Here is a 25,259-nt window from a genome sequence, read left to right as displayed (position 1 = left end):
CTGTCCCCTACTAGGCCGTTCTCGGCGGTTCAGGCGGCTGCTCCGAGGGGTATTCACAAAAGCTTCCTCTCCCCCGTTGCACCGATCCGGGGGCTCTCTGGGCAGGAATTGCCTCTGCTACTCTTCCTCATCTCCGCAGTGTGCCAAATGTATCACAGTTTTGTCCCTTTGTCAACACCGGGTTTTCTCAGCCTTCGGACAGAAGACCAGCTATCCCGCAGGAACTGTCCCCGTACAGCCCGCCCGATCCGGCGGCGGATCAGCCCAGCCTGGGCCACAGTGTCGCTCCGGCCGGCAGGGCTGTAAAGGGCTGTCTCTACCGCAGGAATCAGTCCATCCAGGGCCGCGGCCAACTCCAGGTCCTCCCCTGCGCTTCGGCGCAGACGGAGCAAGAATTCCCGTGGCGTTTCCCCAGTCCGCTTACGCCAGGGGCTGAGTCGGCAGCGGCGGACCAGGCCGTAAAACATCCCCACAGGGGTGTCCCGGTGACGTGTCAGGAACAGATGCAGACGAATCCGGGTTCTCCAGCTCTCTAGCAGCCGCTTCAGTCCACTCCACAGGGAGATACGGCGGCGCTGAGGCGCCTTTTCAGCCTTTGGCACCTTCCTCCCACCAATTTTCAGCCGTCCCATCAGCCTTAACAGCCACGCCAGGAAAAGGAGGAGCGCCACCGCCGCCAGCACCAGAAGGATGATGGTCAACACAGGGTTGGCTTCCGCCTGAACGAGCTCCTCCTCCGGCAACTGGATCTGTGCATAGGGCTCCTCCAAATCCCCGGCGGCCATCTCCGGCAGCAGAGAAGAGAAAAACAGAAGCAGCCGCCACAGCAGGGCCAATACTCCCTTTGCCAGGGTGACCAGCCCATTCCACAGCATCACGATCCCCTCTCCGGCCGGGGCTGCCGCCACTCCTACCAGGAAAACCATCAGTCCAAAAATGCCCACAAAGGCAATCCCCAAGAGAGCCCAGCCCTTGATTGTGATTGGGCCATACATCCGCCTGGCCGCTACGCCCAAGCAGGCGGCGGCAAAGCCGGCCGCTCCAGGCAGTACCCATAGGATACCGCTCCCCATGATCGAGGTGTAACCCATCAGGAGGACCAGCATTACGGCGCTTGTATCCAGGCTCAGTATCATTTCGTGGAGTGTGGGCGCGTGGAGACCCCGGTATCCCCCCTTCATGGTTATCCAGAGACAGAATCCCGCGGCAAATACCAGCAGCAGCATCTCCTTCTGCTCTCCCAGCAGAAGAATAGACAGGAAAAAAAGGGCTCCCACCGCTGTATTCAGCAACACCAGTCTCCTCATAGTCTGTGGCCGGCTCAAAAACAGCTTGTTCAACAGATAAACAACAGGAGAGTAGACCAGCATCGACAGCGGATAGTATCCATTGGGTGTTCTGGTGGACAGGGTCATCAAATAGAAAAAGGTGCACAGGTTGGCCGCCAGAGTGAACTGGAGCACCAGCGATGAGAAGGTCCGCCGCTCATCCATGGACAGGTCCCTCCCTCAGGCTGGACAGACAGACCAGCTCAAATTCTCCAAACGGCTCCGGCTCCCGGTAGGTCAGCACCGAGGTACATTCCTCTCCCAGCCGGCGCAGCAGTCCCCGGTCCCCCAGGCATGCCGTATCATAGGCGATGTAATAGAAGCGGCCCACCTTCTGGGCGCTCTCGTAGATGGGGCCCTGGTCAAAGACCGGCTGCTGGAGGATAAACTCCCCCCCGTCCTCTTTGCGCACCCGCGCACAGGGCTCGTAGGCGGCCAGGGCGCAGAGCAGCTCCTCCACATGGCTGACAGCAAACAGATTGACCGCCCTGCCGCTGAGACCCCGGCAGAGGCTCAGGCCGCATTGAACCTGGTAGTCAGCCAGCAGGACGAATTCAGAGGCCAGGATACTCAAAGTTTCCTCCAACTCTTCCCAATGGGGGACGTTCCCTCCAAAGCTCTCCCCGTCCAGGAGGAAGTGGACATTTTTGGGCAAAATATCCTCATACACATTGACGGACAAAGGCAGCCCCCGTGCGGCCAGACGCCAGTTGATATGCTTCAGGGAGTCGGTGGTCATGTAGTTCCGGGTGGAGCGGATCACCGTCAGGTCCTCCACGACGCCCCTGGTCCCGGTATCCGCGTTCCACAAGTTGCGCAGGAACAGGTCCGGGACCACCCGGACCAGCCTTGGGTAGACAAAAAACTGCCGTGCGTCCTCTTTGGGAATGAGACACTCTACCTGACTTAGTCCAAAACCGTCCCCCGTCCTCAGTCGCCACCCTTGTGTGGAATAGACGCCCCGGCGCTCCGCCGTCCACCTGGAGGAGAAGCGCAGCCGCTCATACCAGAGAAACATGGTCAGCCGCTTCTCTCCCACCAGTTGGGTGGAAGCCCCCTCTTCCTCCAGGGCGGTCATCTCCCAATCGTCGGGCTTGCGGCTGTTCTCCGGCTTTAGGCAGAGGTTTCTGGACAGAGGAAAAAATACCTCCAGCCATACCACAGGCAGAAACTTGTTGTTGCATACCTCGATATCAAAGGTCGTCTCTTCCCCAGGGAACAAGCCGCCGCTCCGATTGGTCACCTGGATGGACACCTTTCGTGCGGAGGCGAAAGCCCATATCCGGGAAACTGCCGCAAGAAGGAACAGGAACATGAGGACACTGGCCAGGGCACTCTGTCCAAAAAAGGCGGCCAGCACACACAGCAGAGCCGATGTCGCTATAACCGGGATAGACACCAGAAGGCTAGAGCGGCTGAATACCAGCTTATTTTTCATGGGCGACTGCTTCCAGCTCTGGCGCTCCCTGGAGCCGTTCCAGCACATCGTCCAAGATGGCGGACACAGATACGCCGGAGAATCGGGCCCCGCTGTCCAGGATCAGGCGGTGCTCCAGCACTGGGGCGGCCAGTGTCTTTACGTCGTCCGGCGTCACGAAATCCCGGCCCTCCATGGCGGCCCAGACCTTTGCCGCCCGGTAGAGCCCCCGGGTGGCCCTGGGGCTTGCCCCCATCTTCAGTTGGGGATGGCTTCGGGTGGCGGCGGCCAGCGCCACGATGTAATCGGCCACCGCGTCGGACAGGTGTACCTGGCTGATCTGCCGCTGGGCCTCCACCAGCTCCTGGGCATTGGTGACCGGCCGCACCTGGTCAAAGGGAATCTCGTCCCCCAAATTACGGAGCATCCGCCGTTCCTCCTTCGGAGTTGGGTAACCCATGCTGATGCGGATAAGGAAGCGGTCCATCTGGGCCGCAGGGAGCCGGAAGGTACTCTCCGACTCCACCGGGTTCTGAGTAGCCAGCACCAGGAAAGGGGCGGGCAGAGGGAACTGCTCGCCGTCGATGGAGATCTGCCGCTCCTCCATGGCTTCCAGCAGGGCGGACTGAGTGCGGGGAATGGCACGGTTGATCTCGTCTGCCAGCAGGAGATTGGTCATTACCGGCCCCTGGCGCAGCTCAAAATCCCCGGTTTTTTGATTGTATATCCGCATACCGATGATATCGCTGGGCAGCAGATCCGGGACAAACTGGATTCGTCCAGACTGACAGCCCAAGGCGATGGAGATGGTCTTAACCAGGGTGGTCTTTCCCACGCCGGGCAGATCATCCAGCAGGATATGTCCATTGGCCAGAATCGACATCACGATCAGTCTGATCCGGTCCGATTTTCCTACGATGATCTTTCCTGTTTCTTCCTGGATGTTCTGTGACAGCTTGCGGATATCCATAGCTCTGCTCCTTTTATATCAATACGCCTCTTCGGGGTGCTCCGGGCACCTGCCTCGCGCAGCAGGTCAATAGTATGTATTATAATGGTATTATTATATCGACTGCCTCCCGCAAAATCAAGGCCCAGCGGCCCCTCCGTCCATTCACCTTTGGATATGGAAAAGGAGAGCGGCCCGCCATTTTCAGCGGACTGCTCTCCCTATTCTGGTTCAGATGCGGGCTACCCCGGTGCGGCGGGCCGCCTCCGCTACCGCCTCTGCCACCGCCGGCACCACTCTGGGGTCAAAGGGTTTCGGGATGATATAGTCCTCCGAGAGTTCTTCCTCGGAAATCAGGCCGGCCAGGGCCTGGGCCGCAGCCATCTTCATCTCCTCATTGATATCTCTGGCCCGCACGTCAAAGGCACCCCGGAACACACCGGGGAAGGCCAGTACATTGTTGATCTGGTTTGGAAAATCGCTTCGTCCGGTAGACACCACACGGGCGCCTCCCGACCGTGCGTCATCCGGGAATATCTCCGGCGTAGGGTTGGCACAGGCAAAGACGATGGCGTCCCGCTCCATCGTCCGAACCATGTCCGGAGTTACAAGGCCGGGGGCAGATACGCCGATAAACACATCAGCGCCCACCAGCAGGTCCGCCAAATTCCCCCGTCGTCCCTCCAGATTGGTCACCTTGGCAATCTCCTGCTGGGCCCAGTTCAGCTGAGGGCAGCCCTGGTAGATGGCCCCGAATTTGTCGCACAGCGTGATATCCCGGTAGCCGGCCAGAAGGAGCAGCCTCGTAATGGAGATGGCCGCCGAGCCGGCGCCGGAAAAGACGACGCGCACCTCCTCCTTGTTCTTCCCCACTACCTTCAGGGCGTTGGTCAGTCCGGCCAAGGCGATGATGGCGGTGCCGTGCTGGTCGTCGTGAAAGACCGGGATATCACACTTCTCCTTCAGCTTCCGTTCGATCTCAAAGCATCGGGGCGCGGCAATGTCTTCCAGATTGATGCCCCCAAAGGAGCCGGAGATGTTATACACCGTCTGGACAAATTCATCTACGTCCTGAGTCTTGATACATAGGGGAAAGGCGTCTATCCCGCCAAAGGTCTTGAACAGGACACATTTGCCCTCCATGACGGGCATTCCGGCCTCCGGACCAATATCTCCCAACCCCAGAACCGCCGAACCATCGGTGATGACGGCGCACAGGTTGTGACGCCTGGTCAATTCATAGCTCCTGTCAATATTGTCACGGATGGCTAGGCACGGTTGAGCCACACCGGGCGTATAGGCCAGGGACAGAGACTCCTGGTCATTAGCGGGTACAGTAGCCACTACCTCTATTTTTCCCCCCCACTGCTGGTGGAGGCGGAGGCTCTCCTTCGCGTAGTCCATAGTGTTCTCTCTCCTTCTCTCATGCGGCTGGAATGTGGACAGCCATCTCTGTTTTTATTATATATCAGCTATCAAAAAAGGCAACAGGGAACAGTCGATTTTTCCGTCTCCTTCTAACGCTTCCCATCCCTATAAAAATGCAATTCTACATTGACACGTCTTTCATATTCTGTTACAATGTTTTTTAACATTCTATTTCAGGATGTGTTGTAAGGGATATTTATAGAGAATGGGAGGATCATTATGGAACATCACAGAGGACAATGGGGCAGTAACATCGGGTTTTTGATGGCTACGGTAGGCGCTGCTGTCGGACTGGGCAACATCTGGGGGTTTCCCTATAAGATGGGTGCCAGCGGCGGCTTTCCCTTCCTGATCATCTACATCGCCCTTGCTGTCCTGGTAGGCTTTCCCATCATGCTAACCGAGCTGGCAATCGGCCGGAAGAGCGGCAAAAGCGTCCTGGTAAGTTATCAAAATGTAGCTGGAGGCATGGGCACCTTCTTGGGGTTCCTAGCCATCATCTCTCCCCTGCTGATCCTAAGCTTCTACACCGTTCTAGGCGCCTATTGTATCCAATATGTGTGCCTCAACTTTGCCGAGTTGATTGGGGTATTTTCCCTGTCCAGCATCTCCGGCGCACAGTCTTTTACCGATATGCTCAGTAACCAGCCCTTGGCCATCGGTTCTACTGTGTTCTTCATCGCTATCTGTTACCTCATCATCCGCGGCGGCATCAAAGATGGTATTGAAAAGTTCAACAAAATCGGTATGCCTGCCTTGGCGATTATGCTGCTCATCGTCATCATTCGGGCTGTAACACTTCCCGGAGCTTTCGAGGGATTGAAGTTCATGTTTTCCCCCAACTGGGAGCCCTTCTCCTCTGTTCAGGGCTTCCTGAAGGTACTTTCCACCGCTGGCGGCCAGATGTTCTTCTCCTTATCCCTAGCTATGGGTATCACCGTCACTTACGGTTCTTACCTGAGCAAAAAGGAGAGCCTTGTAAAAAACTCCCTTATTATTATCATCTCTGATACCTGTGTGGCCATTATGGCTGGTCTTGCGGTTCTCCCCGCCGCTTTCGCTCTGGGCGGTGAGGGTGCTGAACTGAGCGGTCCCAAACTGCTGTTCATCACCATGCAGGACGTCTTTAACTCTATGGGCGCCTTTGGCCCCATCTTTGGTATTCTCTTCTTCCTGTTTGTCACCCTGGCGGCTATCACCTCCGCCATCGCCCTAGTCGAGGTGCTGGTCACCTTCGTCATTGACCATCAGGTAGCCAAGGGTAGGTCGCCCAAGCGCAGCAGAATCGTAGCGATCGCCTGTCTCATCGTGCTAGCGGAGGCTGTTCTGGTAGCCGCCGATGGGCTTGGCTCCAATGGACTCTGGATTCCCTTCCAGGATACTGGTATGACCCTGGGCGGCACCTGGCTCGACTTCATGGACTTTATTTCTGAGGGCGTGGCCATGCCTCTGGGGGCCTTGGTGATGTCTATCTTGGTGGGCTGGGTCATTGGCCCCAAGGTCATCCGCAGCGAGGTCAGTTTAGAAGGAAATACCATGGGGGACGGTCTGTATTCCTTCTTCAGCATCTGTATCCGCTTTGTGGCCCCTGTGGCTATGGCCTTCATCCTGTATGGCCAGGTCACCACCTTTATTTCTCCCGCATGATTTCAGTCAAATAAAGATAGCGTCCTGTATCCAGATTGGGTACAGGACGCTTTTTTATCTGTGCAAGAAAATGAATAGAATCGAGAACACCAGGCCAAGTCCGGTCAGGATCAGGCCAAAGGCCAGCGAACGCATGACTCCATTCCCCCGCTGTGGCTGGTCGTCGTACAGGCCGAAGCTAGAGTCATCCACTACCTGTTCCAGGCTGGGCCGTGGTGTATATTCCTGCCCCGTAAGGGCGCTCACCAGCCGGCTTCGTCGGTCGATCAGCCATCGGCTCCATCTTAGGAACAAGGCAGGCAGTCCCCGGAACAAAAGCCGGAAGCCCACCCGGTCCACAAAGGCAGCCGCCAGCAGCAGTACCTGGGTGGAAAATTTCAGGAGCGGTCGGTACAGCCCGTACTCCAGATTGAGCCATCCTGGAATAGGGTCTCGGTAGTACCTTCTCCCGCTCTCTCCTTTGGGCATCAGCAGGGTACGCACCACCAGGAGGTAGACCACCAGGCCGATGGTCAGTGAGATCGCCGCCCCCTTCAGATTGACCACAGAGAAGTAATCTACCGCGTGAGACGGCACCGCTCCCTGGAAAAAGGAGCGGCCAAAGGCAGCGATCCTATCCATAAAACGGCCGGGAAGGAGGCCCAGGAGGAGCATCACCCCCACATATGTCAGCAGAACAGCCGCGGAGGCCGGAGCGATATAGCCGCCATGGCGGCGCCATTTTTTATCCAGTACCTCCTGGGGCAGCCGGTTTCTCTCCACAAAGATGCAGAGAAACAGCTTCAGCATATAGGCCAAGGTCAGCCCACCCGCAAAAAGAAACAGCCACTCCAGCGCCGTATAGGCCCAGGCCCGCTCTCCTGACAGATGGATATATTCCACGATGCTCTCGTGGAGCAGTGTTTTGCTCACATAGCCGTTGAGCAGGGGCAGCCCCGCCAGACTGAGCATGGGGATTCCCATGATAAGGGCCAACATGGGCTTATTTCGGCCAAAGCCCCGTATATCGTTCAGGTCAAAGGAATGGGTAGACAGATGGATGACGCCTGCAGCCGGGAAGAGCGCCAGCTTGATTAGCGAATGGTTGACGATATGGAGGACCGTCCCGTCCACCGCCAGGGCGTTATGGCTGCCCAGCAGACACTGCATCGCCAGCCCCACCAAAATAAAACCGATCTGGGAAACTGAGGAGCAGGCCAGTGTCCTTTTGAGGTCCACGGAGCAGAGGGCCAGCACAGCCCCCAAAACCATGGTGACGGCCCCGATGACTGCCAGCATGGCGCCCCAGCTTCCGTCATGGAGAAACAGGGTTGTGGACAGCACAGCTACCCCGTAAATCCCTGTCTTTGTGATAACACCGGACAGGACCGCCGAGGCGGGGGCAGGTGCAGCCGGATGGGCGGTGGGCAGCCAGATGTGAAGCGGAAACGCCCCCGCCTTGGCGCCAAAGCCCACTAGGGTCAGCAGGCCGCCCACCCAGAGCAGGGTACGGTCAGAAGCCTGTGCCGCCGTCTGTGCCAGCTGGTCAATTTGAAGGGTACCCAGTTGGAAGTGCAGGAGAAATAACCCTGACAAGGTAACCAGACCGCCGATGACAGCTACCGCTAAATAGGTGCCTCCGGCTCGCAGGGCCTCCTCCTCCTCTGTCTGGACCACCGACACATAAGAGGTAAAGGACATGACCTCAAAAAATAGGAAGGTAGTGTACAAGTCAGCAGATAAAAATACGCCCATGGCAGCCCCTAATGTGACCAGCCAAAACAGATAGTAGCGGTTCCGCCTTTTGATGTGGGCAAAATACTCGTCAGACAGGATGGTCGCCGCCAACCACCCCGTAGCAGTCAGCATGGCCATAAGCGAGTGGAACCCACCGGAAGCAAAGGAGATGCCGAGCCCACAAAAGCCGTCCAACCGGACCGCGGTGTCCTCTCCCATGGCCATTGACAGCACCAGCAGAAGCTCCAGCGCGGCGGCAGACTGGACAAAGATATCCCTCGCCTTTTTCCAGACTAGACCGACCAGATAGCTGACCGGCCCGCACACAATAGGCATTGCGACCAGCAGCAGCAGAATCCGTCCCACAGGTTCCTCTCCCCCTCTCCAAAATAATGCATGCCCCTATCTATGCTCGGTCATAAGAACAGCAGCCGGCTGATGCCCAGATATACCTCCTGGGCCATCAGCCCAAGAATGACCGAGGCAAGAGCCAGTACGACCAAGGGAATGGTCATCCTCACGCCAGGGTCCCGCCTGGCCTGCCTTGGAATACGCACCGAGATAGCTCGGTGCTGTCTGGGGAAAAAGGCCAGCATGACGATCTGCATCAGGTACAGGGCGGTCAGGATCGCCGAGGCGATAAGGGCGGCGCCACCCAAATATCCCAGCGGGGTACCCAGAGCCACACTGGAAGTTGCCAGCAGCCATTTGCTTGTAAAGCCGGCCAGTGGAGGCACTCCCATCAGCCCCATCGCTGTGACGGTAAAAGTGCTGAAAACCACCGGCATCAGCGGGCCACACCCTTCAATATCTGGGACGAAGTCCCGGTGCATCTTATAGTGGACCGCACCCACCCCAAAAAAGAGCGTGATCTTTAGAACCGCATGAAACACCATATGGGTCATGCCGGCTACCAAGCCAGCCGTAGACAGGGTCATCACGCCCAGCAGCACATAGGACAGGTTGCTGATGGTGGACCAGGCCAACCTCCGCTTCAAATGTTTGGTCTGGAGCGCCTTGGACGAGCCGAAGACGATGGTAAAGAGAATCGCCGCCAGCACCAGGTCCTGCGCCCATGTACCCCGCAGGATATCCGGGCCAAAGCCATACCAGGTCAGCCGGACTACCGCGAACACCCCCGCCTTAACCACAGCTACCGCATGGAGGAGGGCGGTCACCGGTGTGGGGGCCACCGAGGCCCGCAGGAGCCATTTGTGCCCTGGAAATACCGCCGCCTTCACCCCAAAGCCAAAAAAGCCCAGCACATAGGCCACCAGCAGGGTGTCTAGGCTGGTCCCCTCTGAGATTAGAGTGCCTCCCAGGCGGAACATCCCGCTGCCGTATTGGAGGAGAAAGACCATGGCGATAAAGCCCAGGGCGGCACCGCTCATGGAATACACCAGATAGACTCGTCCGGCGTACCGCGCCTTGCCGTCCATACCGTGCATGACCAGGGGAAGGGTAACCAGGGTAAGCAGCTCATAAAAGAAATACATGGTCAGGATATTTGCCGAGAAGGCGACGCCCAACGTCACTCCAAAGGCAGCCAGATAGAAGGAAAAAAAACGGTCCTCTCCCCCCTCCCTGCTCATATATTCCAGGGCATACAGGCAAGCCAGCGGCCACAGCAGAGACACCATTGTGCCAAAGACACAGCCCAGTCCGTCCACCTGGAACGCAACAGACAGCCGCTCCCCCAGATGGACCAGGACCACGGCCTCCGCCCCCTTCATCTCCGAGATGGCAGTCAGGGACAGGACGGCGGTCATGCAGGATACGAACAACACATAGTGCTGCCGTCCCCGCCGGCCCCTTGGCTTCCAAATGGGCAGCATCCCGCCGCTCAGGATAGGAAACAACACTGCTAGCATGATCCACACAAGGAAACACCCCCTTTCCTCACAAGGTCTGAAGGCTCAACCAAAAAGCGGAGCCAGGATATCCTCCACCGCGGGAGAGAGAAGGCCGGGATACATCCCTAAAATCACCACAGACGCGGTGAGGAAGCAGAGGGTGATCCACATGAGCCAGGTATCCTGCTGTTTGACGATCTGGCTCCGGTCAAAGCCCTTGCCGGGGAAAAAGGCCGAGGTAATGATGGGAAGCAGATAGCAGGCGGTAAGCAGAGCGGAGAGCATCAGAACCCCGATGCCCACATAGGACACCGGCCCCAGACCGGCCTCCAGCGCCCCACGGGCCAGCATCCACTTGGCCACGAAGCCCCCTGTGGGCGGAATCCCGATCAGGGAGAGAGAGGCCAGCGCAAAGCACCACATAGTGATGCCATACACCGTGCCCACACCGCGCATCTGAGAAACCTGGGTCAGGTGTGTTTTATAGATGATGGCGCCTGTGGCCATGAACAGGGCATTCTTTCCAATGGCGTGGAACACCACCTGGAAGAGCGCGCCTTCCAATGCGGCAGGGGTCAGCAGCATCAGGCCGAAAATCACATAGGACACTTGGCTGACCGTTGAGTAGGCCAGCCTTTTTTTCAGTGTGTCCTCCCGCAGGGCCAGGGTGGAGCCCATGAGCACCGTGACCAGAGACAGGATCAGCACCGTTCTCTGCACCCAAGTTCCGCTGAGAAAATCCCATCCATATAGATAGTAAACCACCCGGATTATGGCAAAGACGCCCATCTTAGTGATAAGGCCAGACAGGACCGCGGAGGCGGGGGCAGGTGCTACCGGGTGGGCGATGGGCAGCCATGCGTGGAGCGGGAACATTCCCGCCTTACAGCCAAACCCCACTGCCATGACGAGGAACACGCACAGGAGCCACTGGCGGTCCCCAGTGGCTAAGGAGCTGTTCAACACGCCGCCTGGTGTAAACAGGTCTGTGGTACAGTAACCCTGGAGCACGAAAAGTCCCAGCAGCCCAAGCCCTGCCCCGGCCACAGAAAAGGCCAGGTAGCGATAGGCGGCCTCAAATGCCTTCTTGGTGCCGATGTGCAGGACCAGAGGGACGGAACACAACGTCATCAGCTCATAAAACAGGTAGAGCGTGACTAAGTTGCCCGCAAAGCAAATGCCCATCAGAGCGCCCAGCGTCATGAGGTAAAATCCAAAAAACCGCTCCCGGTGGCCCTCATGATTCATATACTCATAGGCGAAAAAGGCCACTGCGAACCAGATGATACAGATCAAGGCGGCAAAAAAACGCCCCAGAGCGTCCCCCTGCAGGACGATGCGGAGCCCTGGGGCTAAATGCAGCATGGTATAGGGTGGTGTATCATAAATGGCCGCAGGCAAGACCAGAAGGATCTGAAGGATCAGGATGGTGGAAACGACGGTACGTCGCGCCCCGAGGGTATGGATGCGGGCCGCCATCAGGCCGCCGAATATGGGAAACAGCACAGGCAGCACCAGCCAGTTTCCATACAGCATTTCCATCCTGTCACCTTCTTTCTCTTCAAATGGTCAATCAAAACTGCGCGAGTCCTGTATGGATCAGAGCAAGGATCGGTCCTACCCCCACGCCCAGCACCAGGTTGAACGCCACGAAGCAGAGGGTAGCCCAGCGGTGGGCCGATGCCTCTTTTGCGGACAGGAAAGTACCTCTTTCCCCGTCCCTCCTGCCCCAGATGACCAAAATAGCAGGGATATAATACATGGCGTTGAGGACGGAGCTGACAGCCAGGCTGAACAGAGTCGGCATCGTCTGCCACTCTCCCGCCAGTGCCGCCACAGCCAGACTATATTTGGATGAGAAGCCGGCCAGCAGCGGTAGGCCGCACAGAGACAGGCCGCCCACGGTAAACCCGATGCCGGCCACTGGAGCCCGCCAGGCCATACCCCGCAGGTCACTCCAGTAGTGTCCTCCCTCCCCGGCCCGTATCAGGGCCCCGGCACCCACAAATATCATGGGCTTTGTAAAGGCGTGGGTCAGCAGTTGGAAGCAGGCCGCGGCGGTCCCCGCCCGGCTGCCCAGCCCCAGGGCAAGAAAGATATAGGATATCTGGGCCGAGGAGGAGTAGGCGATCATTCTCTTTACCTCCTCCTGCCGCAAAGCAGCCACAGAAGCGAACAGCATACCAGCTACGCCCAAAAGGAAAAGCAGGTCATGGAGGTACATTTCAATCAGTACACTGCTGCCAAACACTCGCAGGATCAGCTTTATAATCAATACAATGTAACCCTTCAGCACCAGTCCAGACAAAATGGCGCTGGAGGCGGTCGTCGCACTGGCGTGCGCGTCGGGCAGCCAGGCGTGAAAGGGAAACTGAGCACTTTTAATCGCCAGCCCCAGAGTCATCAGCAGTGCCGAAGCTGTCAGTGGAATCGCATATCTGCCGGTTTGGGCCAACGGTGCTACCGCCCGCCCCAAGTCCTCCATCAGCAGATGTCCGGTGACGCTATACAGCATGGAAATGCCCAGCAGGATCAAGCCGGAACCCAGGCAGCTGAACACCAGATACCGGATGGCCGCCACCACAGAGCGGCCGCTCTCCTTCGCTACCACAGCGATACAGGCGGTGACCGCTGCGATCTCCACAAAGACATAGGCGGTGAAGAGGTCATTGGTATAAACCATGGCCAGCAGAGCCGCATAGAGAAGTTGCATCAACAGGCAATACTGCCCCTGGCGCTCCTCCCGAATGTCCCGGCGGATGTCCTCTGCGCCACCAGTAAGAGAGAGAAACATCACCAAGCTGAAGGCCAGGGCCAGCAATGCCTCCAGAGGACCAGCCCGCAGTTCGTTTCCCCAAGGGGCCGGAAAATGTCCCATCATAAAGGTGAAGCTGTCCCCACTCCACAGGTGGGCCAGCAGAGCCGCCGACAGGGCTGCCACCACGGCCTGGACCACCCGGATCATCCGAAGTGCCTGCTCTCCATTTTTCAGGAACGGAACTGACACCGCACTGAGCAGGGCTAGAAAAATGCTGAAGAAAGGAACGTTATATGTAAAGGGCAAAAGCTTCACCTCCATTCTGTCTCTGATTTATATCTCCCTAATTATGATGTTCTTCTTTGGAACGCATCAGAATGACATCCAGATTCAGGCTGTGATACCTCTTGTACAGCCGACAGGTCAGGGCCAGAAACAGTGCCGTCGTACTCACCGCCACCACGATACCAGTCAGCACCAACCCTCCCGGTACCGGATTGATCCGTACAGCCCGCTCCATCCCCTCCTCCAAAATGGGGGCGCTTCCTCCCTCCACATAGCCCATGGCCGCCAAGAAAAGGAATACTGAGGTATCCATAAGATTGAGTCCGATAATCTTTTTGATTAAATTGGGATGGAGAAATAGCGTGGTGATCCCTATGGCAAATAAGAGGATCGCCGCTATGTAAAACCGCTGCTGTAAAATCAATTCCGCCAAGGCTTACCCCTCCTTTTGTGAAAACAGGGTAAAAAAGGTGTACATCGTACAGGCCACGATGATGCCTACACAGATATTCAGGGGCAGGATGAATCCGGCGCTGAAAATGGCGCCCGGCGTCCCCTTGGGCACCTCCCACCCCAAGTGATTGGCCCCGGTAAAGAAGGAATATCCTTTCATCAGGCCATAGGCTAACAGGCAGGTAACCGTCACCGCCGTGATGCGTCTGGGCGGGAGCAGGCGTTCCATCTCTTCACTCCCCAGGATCATGGAGCAGAGGATCAATCCGCACCCAAGCACAGTCCCTCCGGAAAAGCCTCCGCCGGGACTTAGGTGGCCATTGAGGACCACATAGACGCCAAACATCATCACCGCCGGCAGGATGAGCCGCCCCATCTGAGCCAGTACCGAATCACAAGGCGCAGTCTGGCCGTCCTCCTTCCCAGTCTTACGCAGCAGCAGGACCACACTCATAGCAGCCGCAAAGAGGACCGTAGACTCACCAAAAGTGTCAAATGCCCGGTAATCCAGTATCATTCCGGCTACGGCATTGACCGCGCCTGTTTCTTCCACGCCTTTTTCCAGATATCGCTGAGATACCTCGTTGATCGCCGGGGCTTCCGGGTCCCCAAACCGCGGCATGGAAAGAGCTACCAGCAACAGGGTAAGCATCAGCACCATGGTCACACATACGGACAGAATACGGTAGACACGCACCAACTTTTTCAGTGTGCCTGGCCGGTACCCCCTCTTTCGACCACCCGCTCTGACCGCTCTCTGTTCCACGACGGCATGATGGCCTGGTACCGCAGGCTGAGGAATCCCTTTTGCCGCTCGCTCCCGCATCCGCATCAGCCGGTAGGCACCGAAATCCATGGGCTCGTGGGAGTCAATATATTCTAGATACTCCACGAACTCTGCCCGCTCCGGGTCCTCGGCCTCCTCCGACCCCTGATCCGCTTCTTCCCCCTCTGCCCAGTGGAGAAACCGCTCAAAGCGGCTTTCTTCAGTATGGTCACTCCTCATCCTTGTCCACCCCTTTCAGGGCATTCACCCTTCTCAGGGCCAGGAAGAACAGCAGACTTGTGACACCCGCCCCCACAGCGGCCTCTGTAATGGCCAGGTCGGGGGATTCCAGCAGAAACCACAGGATGGCCATGACCGAGGAATAGGACATAAAGATGATGACCGAGGCCATAAGTCTCTTGGTCATCACTGCGGCCACGGCGCAGAACACCAAGAACAGCAGCAGAATGATCTCCAGTACGATCACAATTCCCGCTCCCCCTCTCCGGTCAGCTGATCTGGTTCGATATCCCGGCCGGTAATCAGTTCCATTCTGGCAATCAGGTGGGAAGAAATGGGATTGGTGGCCCAGAGGACCACCAGCGTTGCAGCCAGCTTAATCCCATGCCCGTTCCAGCCACACAGAAGGATCAGTCCCCCCAGGATTAGCAGCACACCCAGGGTGTCGGTCACCGCTCCCGCGTGGATACGCTCCAAGGCATCCCGGAAGCGGAACAGCCCCAGAATGGAGATGGCTATCACCAGGGTTCCCAGAAGAATCAGCCCCAGGGCAGCTATGGTACGGATAGTCATTTCTTTCCCTCCTTCCGGTTTCGGTGGCGTTCCACGGTAACGCGGCTTAAAACAGCCACCGCCAGCAGATTAAGTAGTCCGTAGAGGATAGCCACATCCACCAAGTATGCCTTTCCCAGCAGATAGGACAAAATACAGATCACAAAGATGACCAACGTGCATATCTCATTGAGGGCTATCACCCGGTCCGTATACCTGGGCCCGCGGATAGCCCGGATCAGGCATAGCAGAATACCCAGCGCCAGCAGGCACAGTACAGCAGTCAGAACTGCCCGCAGCATCGGCGTACACTCAGCCATGGCGCTCCTCCTCCAGCTTTTTCAGTTTCTCCGCAAAGGCAGATTCCTTTAGTCCTGCTCCAAACTCAGGGTCCAGGGCGTAGACACACAGCATATCCGGCCCCATGGACACCGTCACTGTCCCGGGCGTTAAGGTGATAGAATTCGCCAGGGCCAACTTGGCCAGGTCACCCTTTGTCCCAGGCTGAAACCAGATCAATTTTGCCGGAGCTTGTTTCTTCCCAGGGGTCAGGATACGGCCGATGACCTGGATGTTGGACAGCAAAATCTGGCCCATCAGCCACATCAGATAACAAAATACCTCAGGGAGTCTGCGCAGAACGCGCAGTTCTCCCTGAGGCGAAATATGGAGCACCCGATGGGCAAAACAAGTCAGCGCCGCAGAAACTGCCGCGCCAACCAATATGATCTCAACGGTCACCTTTCCGTTCAGCAGCAGCCAAAACAGGAACAGCAGCACAAATACCAAACGGTCTTCTCTCCCTCTCATCCCCAGTTCGTTTTCCAAAGAGCCAGCACCCACACTCTCCCTGCGGGCTGTCTTAAATAGTATAACAGATTTGTTTCAAAAACGGAAGAGAAAATATGTCTTGTCCCCATAAATTCCTTTTTTAATTCAAAAAGAAATCGGGCCGCCTATTTCAGCGGCCCGACTGGGCACCTGCATCTTTTAGACCAGTTCGTGGACGATATCCCGCAGTGTTGTCACCTCTCCTACATTTCCTGGGAAAATAATATAGGACATACCGGGGAATCTGCTCTCCTCTCCAGTCTTCCAAACCGGAACTCCAGGGGCGGCCTGCCCCAGCACCAACGCCTTTTTGACGCTCAGTGCCTGGATACCCACATCGCTGGAGGTGATGCCCCCCTTGGCCACGATAAAGGACGGCCTTTCTCTCAAATCGGACACTACCCCAGTAAGGGCCCGCGAGATACGCACACTCAGCTCCAAATTGGCGTCGGCGCTCTCTTGACTGACCCGGAGGACCTGGCGGCTGGTATAGACTACAGCGGTCCGTCCTGCCCGTATCACCTGCTGGGCCCTGGCCGACACTCTCGCCCGCTCCTCCTCCAGACCACCCGGCCGGAGGGCGCTCTCCGCCTGGAAACAGATCTCCTCCAGGCCATCCACACCATCCAGAAGGCATTCCAGCTGCTGGCTCGTCTTTTTCACATGGGAGCCCACCACCACCAGGCCTCCATTCGGGTTATCCCGGTCACGCAGCTCCGCCCGGCCCAGGAGTGGACGATGTTCTACACCGCCCATTACCCGGACCAGTCCGGCGGCACAGCGGTAAAGAAACTGCTTTCCCTGATTCAAGGCCGCCATCAGAGCGGTGACAAAAACCTCTACGTCCAGGTCATCCGCGGCGTTGACCACCACCTTCTGAAACCCGGACACGCCCATCAGCTTCCTGGTGATACCCGGATAATCCAGGGCCCGGAGCTCCTCCAGGGAGATGGATACCATCTCCTCCGCCCGGTATCTGCCCCCGGTTCTCTCCTGGCACCAGTCTTTCAGGTCGGAGGAGGTGTAGGCAAAGGTGGTATCCTTGGCAAATTCCGTCATGCCGGCGGGCACCAGCTGTTCTCCCATCTTCACATAGTGGACATCTCCAATGGTGAGCCGGCCCCCTTCCTGGAAATAGGGCATGATGATCTCGCCGTCATAACAGGTCTCCAGCTCTCTCTCCAGGGTCTGCCGCAATGTCTCCGTTTCCAAGGGATAATGGCCCCGCAGCGTGGAGTCTCCCCGGCTGATTAGGACAAAGGGCTGCCCCGCCTCTCTGGCCGCCCAGGCGAGATTCTTCCCGATCTCCTGGTGGGCGCGCTCTGTTTCTTCCGCGGTAAAGCCCCTGGAGTTGGTCAGAACAAAGAACATGGGCTGTTCCGACCGCAGGCCCTGGAGCAGTGTTTCCCGCTCCCAGTCTGTATAGACATACAGGCCGTGAACCGTCTGGACGCCGGTGGGATCGTCGTCCAGCACCACCATCTTCCGCCGGCACCCTTCTAAGGCCCTCTTTAGCTCCTGGTGGACCTGCTCCTTTGCGGGCAGAGGCCACTGCCGCGCCAGGTCCGCGGGCTCAACTGCGACTTTTCTCTCACTCATATCTATAATATCCTCCTATTTACCTGTTAAAACTTGTGGGAGTCCACTTCAAATCCCGCGCTCCTTTACAGGGCTTCTCGGAGGACATTCCGGTACTTTTCTCCCTCAGCAAGCAGTTGCTCCGCACTCTGGCGCAGCAGTTCTGTCACCGAAGATCCCCCGATCAGACGGGCCAGCTCCTCTCCTCTTCCCGCCCGGTCCAATCGTTCCACATGGGTATACGTCCGGCCATCCCGCTCACCCTTCTGGACAGAGAAATGGGTGTCTGCCATTGCCGCAATCTGGGGCAAGTGGGTGACGCACAGCACCTGCTTTCGTCTGGCTACCTGGGCCATCTTTTCCGCTACCTTTTGGGCCGCCCGCCCGGAAACTCCGGTGTCCACCTCGTCAAAGACCAGACTGCCCACTCCGTCATCCTCCGCCAACACGTTTTTCAGTGCCAGCATGATACGGGCCAGTTCACCACCAGAGGCCACCTTCTGAATCGGCTTCAGCGCCTCTCCCGCGTTAGCGGACATCAGAAACTGAACCTGGTCCAGCCCTGTGGTTCCCATCCCGTCCTCCTCCTGCTGCCCCAGAAATTGGGCCTGGAACTGCACTTTCGGCATATCCAGCTGGCGCAGCTCCTCCTGCACCCGCTGCTGCAGGGACAGGGCCGCCTCTTTTCTGGCATGGGACAGGCGCTCTCCCTTCTCCCTGGCCTGTGCCCGGACCTGGGACAGCTCCTTCTGGAGTCGTGCAATGGTGTCGTCCGCATCTTGGATCTGGTCCAGCTCCTGGCGGCTCCGCTCCAAATAGTCCAACATATCAGCCACTGTGGAGCCATATTTCTTTTTCAGCCGGTAAAGGATGTCCAGCCGACTCTCCAGTCGGTCCAGCTCCTCCGGAGAAAAGTCAAGCTCCCTGCCCTGGTCCCGCAGGCTCTCCAAGGCGTCCTCCGCCGCGGCCCGCAGGGTGGACACCTGGTCCGCCAACGCCCCAATCTGTGGGCTGAGACGGGCCACGCCCCGCAGCTCCCCCTCGGCGTCAGCAATTAGGGCACAGGCCCCTTGGTTATCCTCATCGCCCCCCAGCGCATATTCTGCCGCCTGGAGCGCATCCATCAGCTTGCCGGCACTGCGCATCAAGGTCTTTCGGGCATCCAGCTCCTCATCCTCACCCGGCTTCAGCCCGGCCCGCTCCAGCTCCTGAATCTGATAGGTCAGCGTGTCCACCCTCCGGCTCCGCTCCGCCTCGTCCATCTCCAGCGAAGCGATCTGCCGCCTTTTCTCACTCATGGCCTGATAGCTGCTCTGATAGTCTTTCAAAAGGTCCCCGGTCCTGCCGAAGCAGTCCAAATAGTCCAGGTGGCTCTCCGGGTCCAGAAGCTGCTGCCCGTCGTGCTGCCCATGAATATTCAGCAGCTGCCGCCCCAGCTCCCGGAGCTGGGCTACGGTCAAAGGCCGTCCGTCTACCCGGCATACATTCCGGCCGTCCCCCTGGATCTCCCGTTGGAGTAGCAGTTCCTCCCCCTGTGGTGGAAAGCCGTTATCCTCCAGCCATCTGAGCTTGGGGAGCCCAGTAAAAACGGCTGTGACCAGCGCCGACCTGGCCCCGGTGCGGATGAGTTCGCGGCTGGTCCGCTCTCCCAGAACAGCGCCAATTGCGTCGATGACGATGGATTTTCCCGCGCCGGTCTCGCCGGTAAGCACATTGAAGCCGCCATCAAATCGGATATCCGCCGACTCAATGATAGCGATATTCTCAATATGGAGCAGAGAAAGCATGGTATACCCCCTTTCTGTCCACAGATCAAATTACTTCAGCAGCTTGTGAACCTCGCTGTTAAAGGACTGGGCGGCAGCACTGTCGCGCATGATCAAAATGCCTGTGTCATCCCCTGCCAGACTGCCGACGATTCCAGGAATCTCCATATTGTCCAGAGCGGAACAGGCAGCTGAGGCCAGTCCCGGCATCGTCTTGACCACTACGATATTCTGGGCCACATCCACCGAGATGACCCCTTCTTTGAAAATATTGCGCAGCCTGGTGTCAGAAGTAACAGCGCCCTTCCGCTCGCTAGGGGCGTAGCGGTACGCACCTTTTCCGGTCAAAACCTTGACCAGCCGAAGTTCCTTGATGTCCCTGGAGATCGTGGCCTGGGTGGCCGAGATGCCTCGGGACTTCAGCTCCTCCAGCATCTGCTCCTGTGTCTCTATATCCACCGACTGTACGATATTTAATATTTCAGCCTGACGCAAATTTTTCACTTTGTGAATCCTCCCAGCTTCTGGTTAATGACCTGATAAAAGCTCCGGCCAGCCAGTTGGACCAGCTTGGTGCAGTGGGTAGACCGCCGGACTTCCACTCTGTCGCTGCCTGATAGTCGGATTGCTTTGCCTCCATCTACTGACAGGTACAAATGCTTGCGGGTTCCCCGGGGCAGGGTAACGCTCACCGTCCGTTCCGGAGAGAGTACCATCGCACGGGCAGCCAGTTGGTGGGCACACACCGGAGTGATGATGATGCTTCGAGAGGTAGGTTCTACAATGGGGCCTCCGGCGGACATGGAGTAAGCCGTAGACCCCGTTGGGGTGGCCACGATGACGCCGTCCCCCATGATGCTGCTCACCTGGACCTGGTCGGCCCACACCTCCACCTCCGCCACCCGCGCCATGGAGCCCTTGAACACCACAGCGTCGTTCAGCGCCAAGTCCTGGCTGATAATTTTTCCCCCCCGCACTACCTGGACATCCAGCATCATCCGCTCCTCGATAGAAAAGTTTCCCTGGGCCAGCGGAGCCAGCAGAGGGAGCTCGGACCGCTCCAGTTCCGCCATAAAGCCCACGCTGCCCATATTGACCCCCAGAATCGGCACATCGTGAAGCGTGGCGTCCCTGGCCGCATGGAGGATGGTACCGTCTCCTCCGAAGCAGATCAGAAGATCCGCACTGGGCAGCTCCCGCTCCAGAGAGGACAGTGTCAACTGGCGCGGCACATCGACCCGGTCCCCCTTCTTCGGGACGAAGGGCAGGCAGAGCGCCGTCTGGGCACCAGATCGTTCTAAAATGCGCTGTGCCTCCAGCGCGGCCTTCAGACCCCGGTCCCGGTATGGATTTGAGCTAAGGATAACTTTCATTCCCGCCCCTCCTTCCACACGTTGTGAGATCGCTGGACCAGCTCCCACAGGTCCCCCCCATAGGGCACGCCGGCCCCGGCACGCAGATGACCCAGGTACTCGATGTTTCCCTCCGGACCCTTTATCGGTGAGAAGGTAATATCCTTTACAGTAAAATCCGCATTTTCGGCGTGAATCAAAAACTGGCTCAATACCTCCAGATGGACCTCCGGGTCCCGAACCACGCCTTTCTTCCCCACCTTGTCCTTCCCTGCCTCAAACTGGGGCTTCACCAGGCAGACGCCCTCTCCGCCTGGAGCCATCAGGGGCCGTAGAGCGGGCAGGATCAGATTCAGGGAAATAAAAGACACATCGACTGAGAAAAAATCCAAAGGCTGAGGGATCTGCTCCACTGTCAGGTATCGGGCATTGGTGCGCTCCATGCAGACGACCTTTGGATGAGTCCTGAGCCGCCAGTCCAGCTGGTTATAGCCCACATCCACCGCGAATACCTTAGCCGCCCCGTTTTGGAGCATACAATCGGTAAATCCTCCTGTGGAAGCGCCAATATCGGCACAGACTGCCCCCTCCAGACAAATCGGCCAGCAGGCCATGGCCTTTTCCAGCTTCAGACCGCCCCGGCTCACATAGGGCATCGTCTTGCCCCGGACCTCGATGCGGGCACTCTCACCCACAGGCGCTCCAGCCTTGTCCACCTTCTGTCCATCTACATAGACCTGTCCGGCCATGATGACCGCCTGGGCCTTCTGACGGCTCTCCGCTAACCCCTGCTCTGTCATGGCTACATCCAGTCGCTTTTTATTTGACACAGCCCAGCACCTCCATGGCCCGTCGGGCGATTCCAGGCCCGTCCAAATTCAGATCCCGCTTCAGCAGCCGGACTGCCCCGTGGGGCACAAATTCCTGTCCGCAGTCGATCCGATATATCCTGGCCGGGATCTGCTTCTCCTCCAGCGCCGCGGCCAAACGCTGTCCCACGCTGCCACTGGCCACGCAGTCCTCGGCTACCAGCAGAGCCCCAGTCTGACGGACGCAGTCGGCTACAAGCTCAGTCGGGAGAGGGGTAATCTGGTTCAGCTTGACCACCTGGGCCTCGATCCCCTCTTTGGACAGAAGGTCAGCCGCCTCCAGCAGATCGTTGATCTGGATGCCGTAGCCCGCCAGGGTAAGATCTCTCCCCTCCCTTAGCAGTACAGCAGGCCCGCTGCCTGAACTGCCCGTATACATCCCCTCGCCGCCACGTGGATAACGGACAGCTACCGGCCCCTTGATTTCCAGCACGGCCCGCTCCAGCATCTCCTCCAGCTCCTGGAAGCTGGAGGGCGCAAAGACTGTCATCCCCGGGACGCTATCCAGATAGGCCACATCAAAGACGCCATGGTGGGTCTCCCCGTCCTCTCCCACCAGTCCGGCCCGATCCACGCCCAGCACCACATGGAGGTGGTCAATGGCCACATCGTGGATCAGCATATCGTAGGACCGCTGGAGAAAGGTGGAGTACACTCCAAACACGGGTATCGCCCCCTCCTTGGCCATTCCGGCTGCCATGGAAACGGCGCAGCCTTCGGCGATCCCAACGTCAAAGAACCGGTCCGGGAAGGCCCTGGCAAATTCCTCCAGGCCGGTGCCCCCCATCATAGCGGCTGTCAGGCCGCATATCTCCGGGTGCTCCCGTCCCATTTGAGTGAGTTTTCTGCCGAACACAGCAGAGAAATTGTCGCCGCCCACCTTTTTCATCAGGCCGGTCATGGGATCAAAGGGCCCAACTCCATGGAAGGCATCCGGATTCTCCTCAGCGGGCAGATACCCCTTTCCCTTGACGGTCCTCACATGGAGCAGGACCGGCTCATTCAGTTCCCTGGCATATTGAAGAATCCTGGTCAGCTTTGGCAGGTCATGCCCGTCTACCGGACCAAGATAGGTAAATCCCATATTCTCAAACATACTGCACGGCAGAAGGCTCTGCTTCAGCGCCTTCTTGACCCGGTGGGTAAATTGGTATATCCGCTGCCCCACCCAGGTCTTCCCCATGATGCGGCGGTAGTGTTTCTTAAAGGTCAGGTACTGGGGCTTTAACCGCTGTTGAGCCAGATGCTCCGCCACCCCGCCTACGTTGGCGGTAATGGACATCCCGTTGTCGTTGAGGATGACCAGCAGCTGCTGGCCGCACTCCCCAGCGTTGGACAGCCCCTCGTAGGCCAATCCGCCTGTCAGGGCCCCGTCACCGATCAGAGCCAGTACCTTATAGTCCTCCTTCATCGCTGTTCTGGCCCGAGCCATACCCAGCGCCACCGCCACCGAGTTGGAGGCATGGCCGGCGATAAAGGCGTCGTGGCCGCTCTCCCCCGGCTTTGGAAAGCCAGCAATACCGCCGTACTGGCGCAGAGTGGACATCGCCTCCCTCCGGCCGGTAATCATCTTGTGAGGATAGCACTGGTGCCCCACGTCGAATACCAGCCGGTCCCGGGCGGTATCAAATACCCGATGGATGGCCACTGTCAGCTCCACCGCACCCAGGTTGGAGGCCAGATGCCCTCCTGTCTTGGATACCTCCTCCACCAATTCCTGGCGCAGTTGAGCACAGAGGGCCTCTCCCTCCCTGTCTGTCAAATCCGCCAACAGCGGTCTGTGCGGACCGTTTTGTTCTCTGTTCAATCCTATGCGACTCCTTCGCTCCCGCGTCCCGGATCTTGTAGACCGGGGCGGCGCTTATTTCCAAAGCAGGGTCAGAAGCCCCACCAAGATACCCAGCAGGGCACCCATCAACACCTGGAACGGCGTGTGCCCCAGTGCCTCCTTCAGCCGGCGGCCCTTCAGGTCAGGAGGGAGGTCCTCCAGGCTGCCAAGCAGCTGGTTGAGTGCCTTGGCCTGCTCGCCAGTGGACCAGCGCACATTGAAAGCGTCATACATCACCACTGCCGCCAGGCCAGCGGCCAGAGCGAACAATGGACTATGCCAGCCATAGGCGATGCCCATAGACACCGCCAGCGCGCACACAAAGGCCGAATGGGAGCTTGGCATCCCACCGCTGCTAATAAGCGCGCTCAGGCTGGATTTACGCCGGATAGCCAGATCGGTCAACACCTTGATCATCTGGGCAGCGAACCAAGCTGTAATGGCCAGATCCAACATCAAATTCCCAGTGAGGAAGCCCTGATAATGCTCCATGCCTGTCCCCCCTGCTCTTAAATCGCCCTTAGTTGCTTCTCTGGGCCAGATGATCCGCCAGCCAGCACAGACAGCCGATGCTGCCGCGCCATCCGCCCCGCTCCAAAGCATCTTTCGCCAAGCGGGTATGCTCTATCACCTGTTCCCGGCAGCCCTCCACCCCCAGCAGTGTCACATAGGTGGTCTTGCCGTTGGCGCTGTCCGATCCCACCGGCTTACCCAGCTCCTCTGTGGTGGAGGTGGCATCCAGCACATCGTCCCGGATCTGGAAGGCCAGCCCCAGATGGGTGGCATACTCCCTGGCCGCGTCAATACAGCTGTCATCTACCTCTCTATGGCCGGAGCAGGCCAGAACCCCCATGACACAGGCGGCCCGCAGCAGGGCGCCGGTCTTTTTGTCATGGATGGCCGTCAAGTCCTCCAAACTGTGGGGCTGTCCATCCCCAATGGTATCCCAGTACTGGCCGCCGCACATCCCCTGCACGCCTGCCGCCTCGGCCAGCACACCGGCGGCCAGGGCAGGAGCTGCCGCTCCCTCACCTGACCAGGGCCCCTTCGCAAACAGCACAGTACGGAAGGCAGCCGCCTGAAGGGCATCCCCGGCCAAGGTGGCTACACACTCGCCAAATACCTTATGGCAGGTGGGCTTCCCCCGCCGCAGGTCATCGTTGTCCATACAGGGCAGGTCATCGTGGATGAGGGAATAGGTATGGAGCATCTCTACCCCGCAACCAAACTCCAATCCCTCCTCCAGCTCACCGCCGGCTGCCTGACAGAACAGCATGGTCAGGATAGGGCGGATCCGCTTTCCTCCGGCCATGAGGCTATATCGCATGGCCTTTTCCAACCCCTCCCCCTGGAAGCAGGAGGCAAGGTATTCTTCTGTTAGGGCATAGGCCCGGTCCATCTGCTGCTGGTAGTTCATTTTCCCTTACTCCTCCCGTGCGAAAGGCCGCTCCTGTGGCTGTCCGTCCTCACCCGCAATCAGCAGGCTCACCTTCTGCTCCGCCTTGTCCAACTGGGCAGTACACTCCCGCAGCAGTTTAGCTCCCTCTTCAAAGAGGGCCATCGCCTGCTCCAGCGGAGCCTCTCCCCGCTCAAGGAGGGCTACAATCTCCTCCAGCCGAGCCATAGAAGCCTCAAAATCCAAT

At 58.2% G+C, this 25,259-nt stretch carries 24 protein-coding genes; 1 reads left to right on the top strand and 23 read right to left on the bottom strand.

The features are described from left to right. Positions 1 to 152: 152 nt before the first annotated feature. The 4 genes from ACEVJK_RS04710 to ACEVJK_RS04695 form a co-directional block, all read right to left on the bottom strand. A complete protein-coding gene (locus ACEVJK_RS04710) occupies positions 153 to 1,493 on the bottom strand; it encodes a hypothetical protein (protein ID WP_374740097.1) in 1,341 nt (446 codons plus the stop codon). Next, positions 1,486 to 2,766, bottom strand: a complete 1,281-nt coding sequence (locus ACEVJK_RS04705) for a DUF58 domain-containing protein (protein ID WP_186852502.1) — start codon at positions 2,764 to 2,766, stop codon at positions 1,486 to 1,488. Before ACEVJK_RS04705 ends, ACEVJK_RS04710 begins: the two co-directional genes overlap by 8 nt. After that, positions 2,756 to 3,715 (bottom strand): MoxR family ATPase, encoded by a 960-nt coding sequence (locus tag ACEVJK_RS04700; RefSeq protein WP_240287787.1) that lies wholly within the window; start codon positions 3,713 to 3,715, stop codon positions 2,756 to 2,758. The genes ACEVJK_RS04705 and ACEVJK_RS04700 overlap by 11 nt, the downstream gene beginning before the upstream one ends. Positions 3,716 to 3,925: 210 nt before the next feature. Further along, positions 3,926 to 5,098, bottom strand: coding sequence for an NADP-dependent malic enzyme (locus ACEVJK_RS04695; RefSeq protein ID WP_262669775.1), 1,173 nt, complete (start codon positions 5,096 to 5,098; stop codon positions 3,926 to 3,928). A 243-nt stretch (positions 5,099 to 5,341) separates the two neighbouring features. On the opposite strand from ACEVJK_RS04695, the gene ACEVJK_RS04690 reads away from it, so the two are divergent. Then, positions 5,342 to 6,769, top strand: coding sequence for a sodium-dependent transporter (locus ACEVJK_RS04690; RefSeq protein ID WP_374740095.1), 1,428 nt, complete (start codon positions 5,342 to 5,344; stop codon positions 6,767 to 6,769). A gap of 54 nt (positions 6,770 to 6,823) precedes the next feature. Here ACEVJK_RS04690 and ACEVJK_RS04685 read toward each other — a convergent pair whose 3' ends face one another. From ACEVJK_RS04685 to xseB, 19 genes are all read right to left on the bottom strand, one after another. Beyond that, positions 6,824 to 8,851, bottom strand: coding sequence for a complex I subunit 5 family protein (locus ACEVJK_RS04685; protein ID WP_374740094.1), 2,028 nt, complete (start codon positions 8,849 to 8,851; stop codon positions 6,824 to 6,826). A 50-nt stretch (positions 8,852 to 8,901) separates the two neighbouring features. Continuing rightward, on the bottom strand, positions 8,902 to 10,356 hold the full coding sequence (locus ACEVJK_RS04680; protein ID WP_374740260.1) for a complex I subunit 5 family protein: 1,455 nt from the start codon (positions 10,354 to 10,356) through the stop codon (positions 8,902 to 8,904). Between the two features lie 45 nt (positions 10,357 to 10,401). Continuing rightward, positions 10,402 to 11,880: a complex I subunit 5 family protein gene (locus tag ACEVJK_RS04675; protein ID WP_243200951.1), complete on the bottom strand. Its 1,479-nt coding sequence runs from the start codon at positions 11,878 to 11,880 to the stop codon at positions 10,402 to 10,404. Positions 11,881 to 11,911: 31 nt separating this feature from the next. Beyond that, complete coding sequence (locus ACEVJK_RS04670) at positions 11,912 to 13,402, bottom strand: complex I subunit 5 family protein (RefSeq protein ID WP_374740093.1); 1,491 nt, start codon at positions 13,400 to 13,402, stop codon at positions 11,912 to 11,914. A gap of 37 nt (positions 13,403 to 13,439) precedes the next feature. Further along, a complete protein-coding gene (locus ACEVJK_RS04665; RefSeq protein ID WP_147572217.1) occupies positions 13,440 to 13,814 on the bottom strand; it encodes a sodium:proton antiporter in 375 nt (124 codons plus the stop codon). Positions 13,815 to 13,817: 3 nt separating this feature from the next. Continuing rightward, positions 13,818 to 14,840 (bottom strand): hydrogen gas-evolving membrane-bound hydrogenase subunit E, encoded by a 1,023-nt coding sequence (gene mbhE, locus ACEVJK_RS04660; protein ID WP_186852497.1) that lies wholly within the window; start codon positions 14,838 to 14,840, stop codon positions 13,818 to 13,820. Next, positions 14,830 to 15,087 carry a hydrogenase subunit MbhD domain-containing protein gene (locus tag ACEVJK_RS04655; RefSeq protein ID WP_147572215.1) on the bottom strand — a complete coding sequence of 86 codons (258 nt, stop codon included), beginning with the start codon at positions 15,085 to 15,087 and terminating at the stop codon, positions 14,830 to 14,832. The genes mbhE and ACEVJK_RS04655 overlap by 11 nt, the downstream gene beginning before the upstream one ends. Then, positions 15,084 to 15,413, bottom strand: coding sequence for a monovalent cation/H(+) antiporter subunit G (locus tag ACEVJK_RS04650; protein ID WP_186852496.1), 330 nt, complete (start codon positions 15,411 to 15,413; stop codon positions 15,084 to 15,086). Before ACEVJK_RS04650 ends, ACEVJK_RS04655 begins: the two co-directional genes overlap by 4 nt. Then, positions 15,410 to 15,712, bottom strand: coding sequence for a monovalent cation/H+ antiporter complex subunit F (locus ACEVJK_RS04645; RefSeq protein ID WP_147572213.1), 303 nt, complete (start codon positions 15,710 to 15,712; stop codon positions 15,410 to 15,412). The genes ACEVJK_RS04650 and ACEVJK_RS04645 overlap by 4 nt, the downstream gene beginning before the upstream one ends. Then, complete coding sequence (locus tag ACEVJK_RS04640) at positions 15,705 to 16,220, bottom strand: Na+/H+ antiporter subunit E (protein ID WP_374740091.1); 516 nt, start codon at positions 16,218 to 16,220, stop codon at positions 15,705 to 15,707. Before ACEVJK_RS04640 ends, ACEVJK_RS04645 begins: the two co-directional genes overlap by 8 nt. A 162-nt stretch (positions 16,221 to 16,382) precedes the next feature. After that, entirely contained in the window at positions 16,383 to 17,822 is a 1,440-nt protein-coding gene (locus ACEVJK_RS04635) for a four-carbon acid sugar kinase family protein (RefSeq protein WP_374740089.1), read from the bottom strand. Between the two features lie 65 nt (positions 17,823 to 17,887). Beyond that, the gene (recN, locus tag ACEVJK_RS04630; RefSeq protein WP_374740087.1) at positions 17,888 to 19,588 is read right to left on the bottom strand and encodes a DNA repair protein RecN; all 1,701 of its coding nucleotides are present in this window, start codon (positions 19,586 to 19,588) and stop codon (positions 17,888 to 17,890) included. A 30-nt stretch (positions 19,589 to 19,618) separates the two neighbouring features. Further along, positions 19,619 to 20,071 (bottom strand): arginine repressor, encoded by a 453-nt coding sequence (locus ACEVJK_RS04625; RefSeq protein ID WP_147572209.1) that lies wholly within the window; start codon positions 20,069 to 20,071, stop codon positions 19,619 to 19,621. Continuing rightward, entirely contained in the window at positions 20,068 to 20,940 is an 873-nt protein-coding gene (locus ACEVJK_RS04620) for an NAD(+)/NADH kinase (protein WP_147572208.1), read from the bottom strand. The genes ACEVJK_RS04625 and ACEVJK_RS04620 overlap by 4 nt, the downstream gene beginning before the upstream one ends. Further along, positions 20,937 to 21,749, bottom strand: a complete 813-nt coding sequence (locus ACEVJK_RS04615; protein WP_340405665.1) for a TlyA family RNA methyltransferase — start codon at positions 21,747 to 21,749, stop codon at positions 20,937 to 20,939. Before ACEVJK_RS04615 ends, ACEVJK_RS04620 begins: the two co-directional genes overlap by 4 nt. Further along, positions 21,739 to 23,595, bottom strand: a complete 1,857-nt coding sequence (gene dxs / locus ACEVJK_RS04610; protein WP_147572207.1) for a 1-deoxy-D-xylulose-5-phosphate synthase — start codon at positions 23,593 to 23,595, stop codon at positions 21,739 to 21,741. Before dxs ends, ACEVJK_RS04615 begins: the two co-directional genes overlap by 11 nt. 54 nt (positions 23,596 to 23,649) lie before the next feature. Further along, entirely contained in the window at positions 23,650 to 24,108 is a 459-nt protein-coding gene (locus ACEVJK_RS04605) for a divergent PAP2 family protein (RefSeq protein ID WP_147572206.1), read from the bottom strand. A 28-nt stretch (positions 24,109 to 24,136) separates the two neighbouring features. Beyond that, the gene (locus ACEVJK_RS04600) at positions 24,137 to 25,033 is read right to left on the bottom strand and encodes a polyprenyl synthetase family protein (RefSeq protein WP_374740086.1); all 897 of its coding nucleotides are present in this window, start codon (positions 25,031 to 25,033) and stop codon (positions 24,137 to 24,139) included. Positions 25,034 to 25,039: 6 nt separating this feature from the next. After that, positions 25,040 to 25,258 (bottom strand): exodeoxyribonuclease VII small subunit, encoded by a 219-nt coding sequence (gene xseB / locus ACEVJK_RS04595; protein ID WP_340405663.1) that lies wholly within the window; start codon positions 25,256 to 25,258, stop codon positions 25,040 to 25,042. Position 25,259 lies beyond the last annotated feature (1 nt).

The sequence above is a fragment of the Flintibacter sp. P01028 genome, from assembly GCF_041925235.1.
Lineage (GTDB): Bacteria > Bacillota > Clostridia > Oscillospirales > Oscillospiraceae > Lawsonibacter > Lawsonibacter aceti.
The sequence above is the reverse complement of the archived record's forward strand: the minus strand, read 5'-3'. Positions and strand labels throughout refer to the sequence as shown.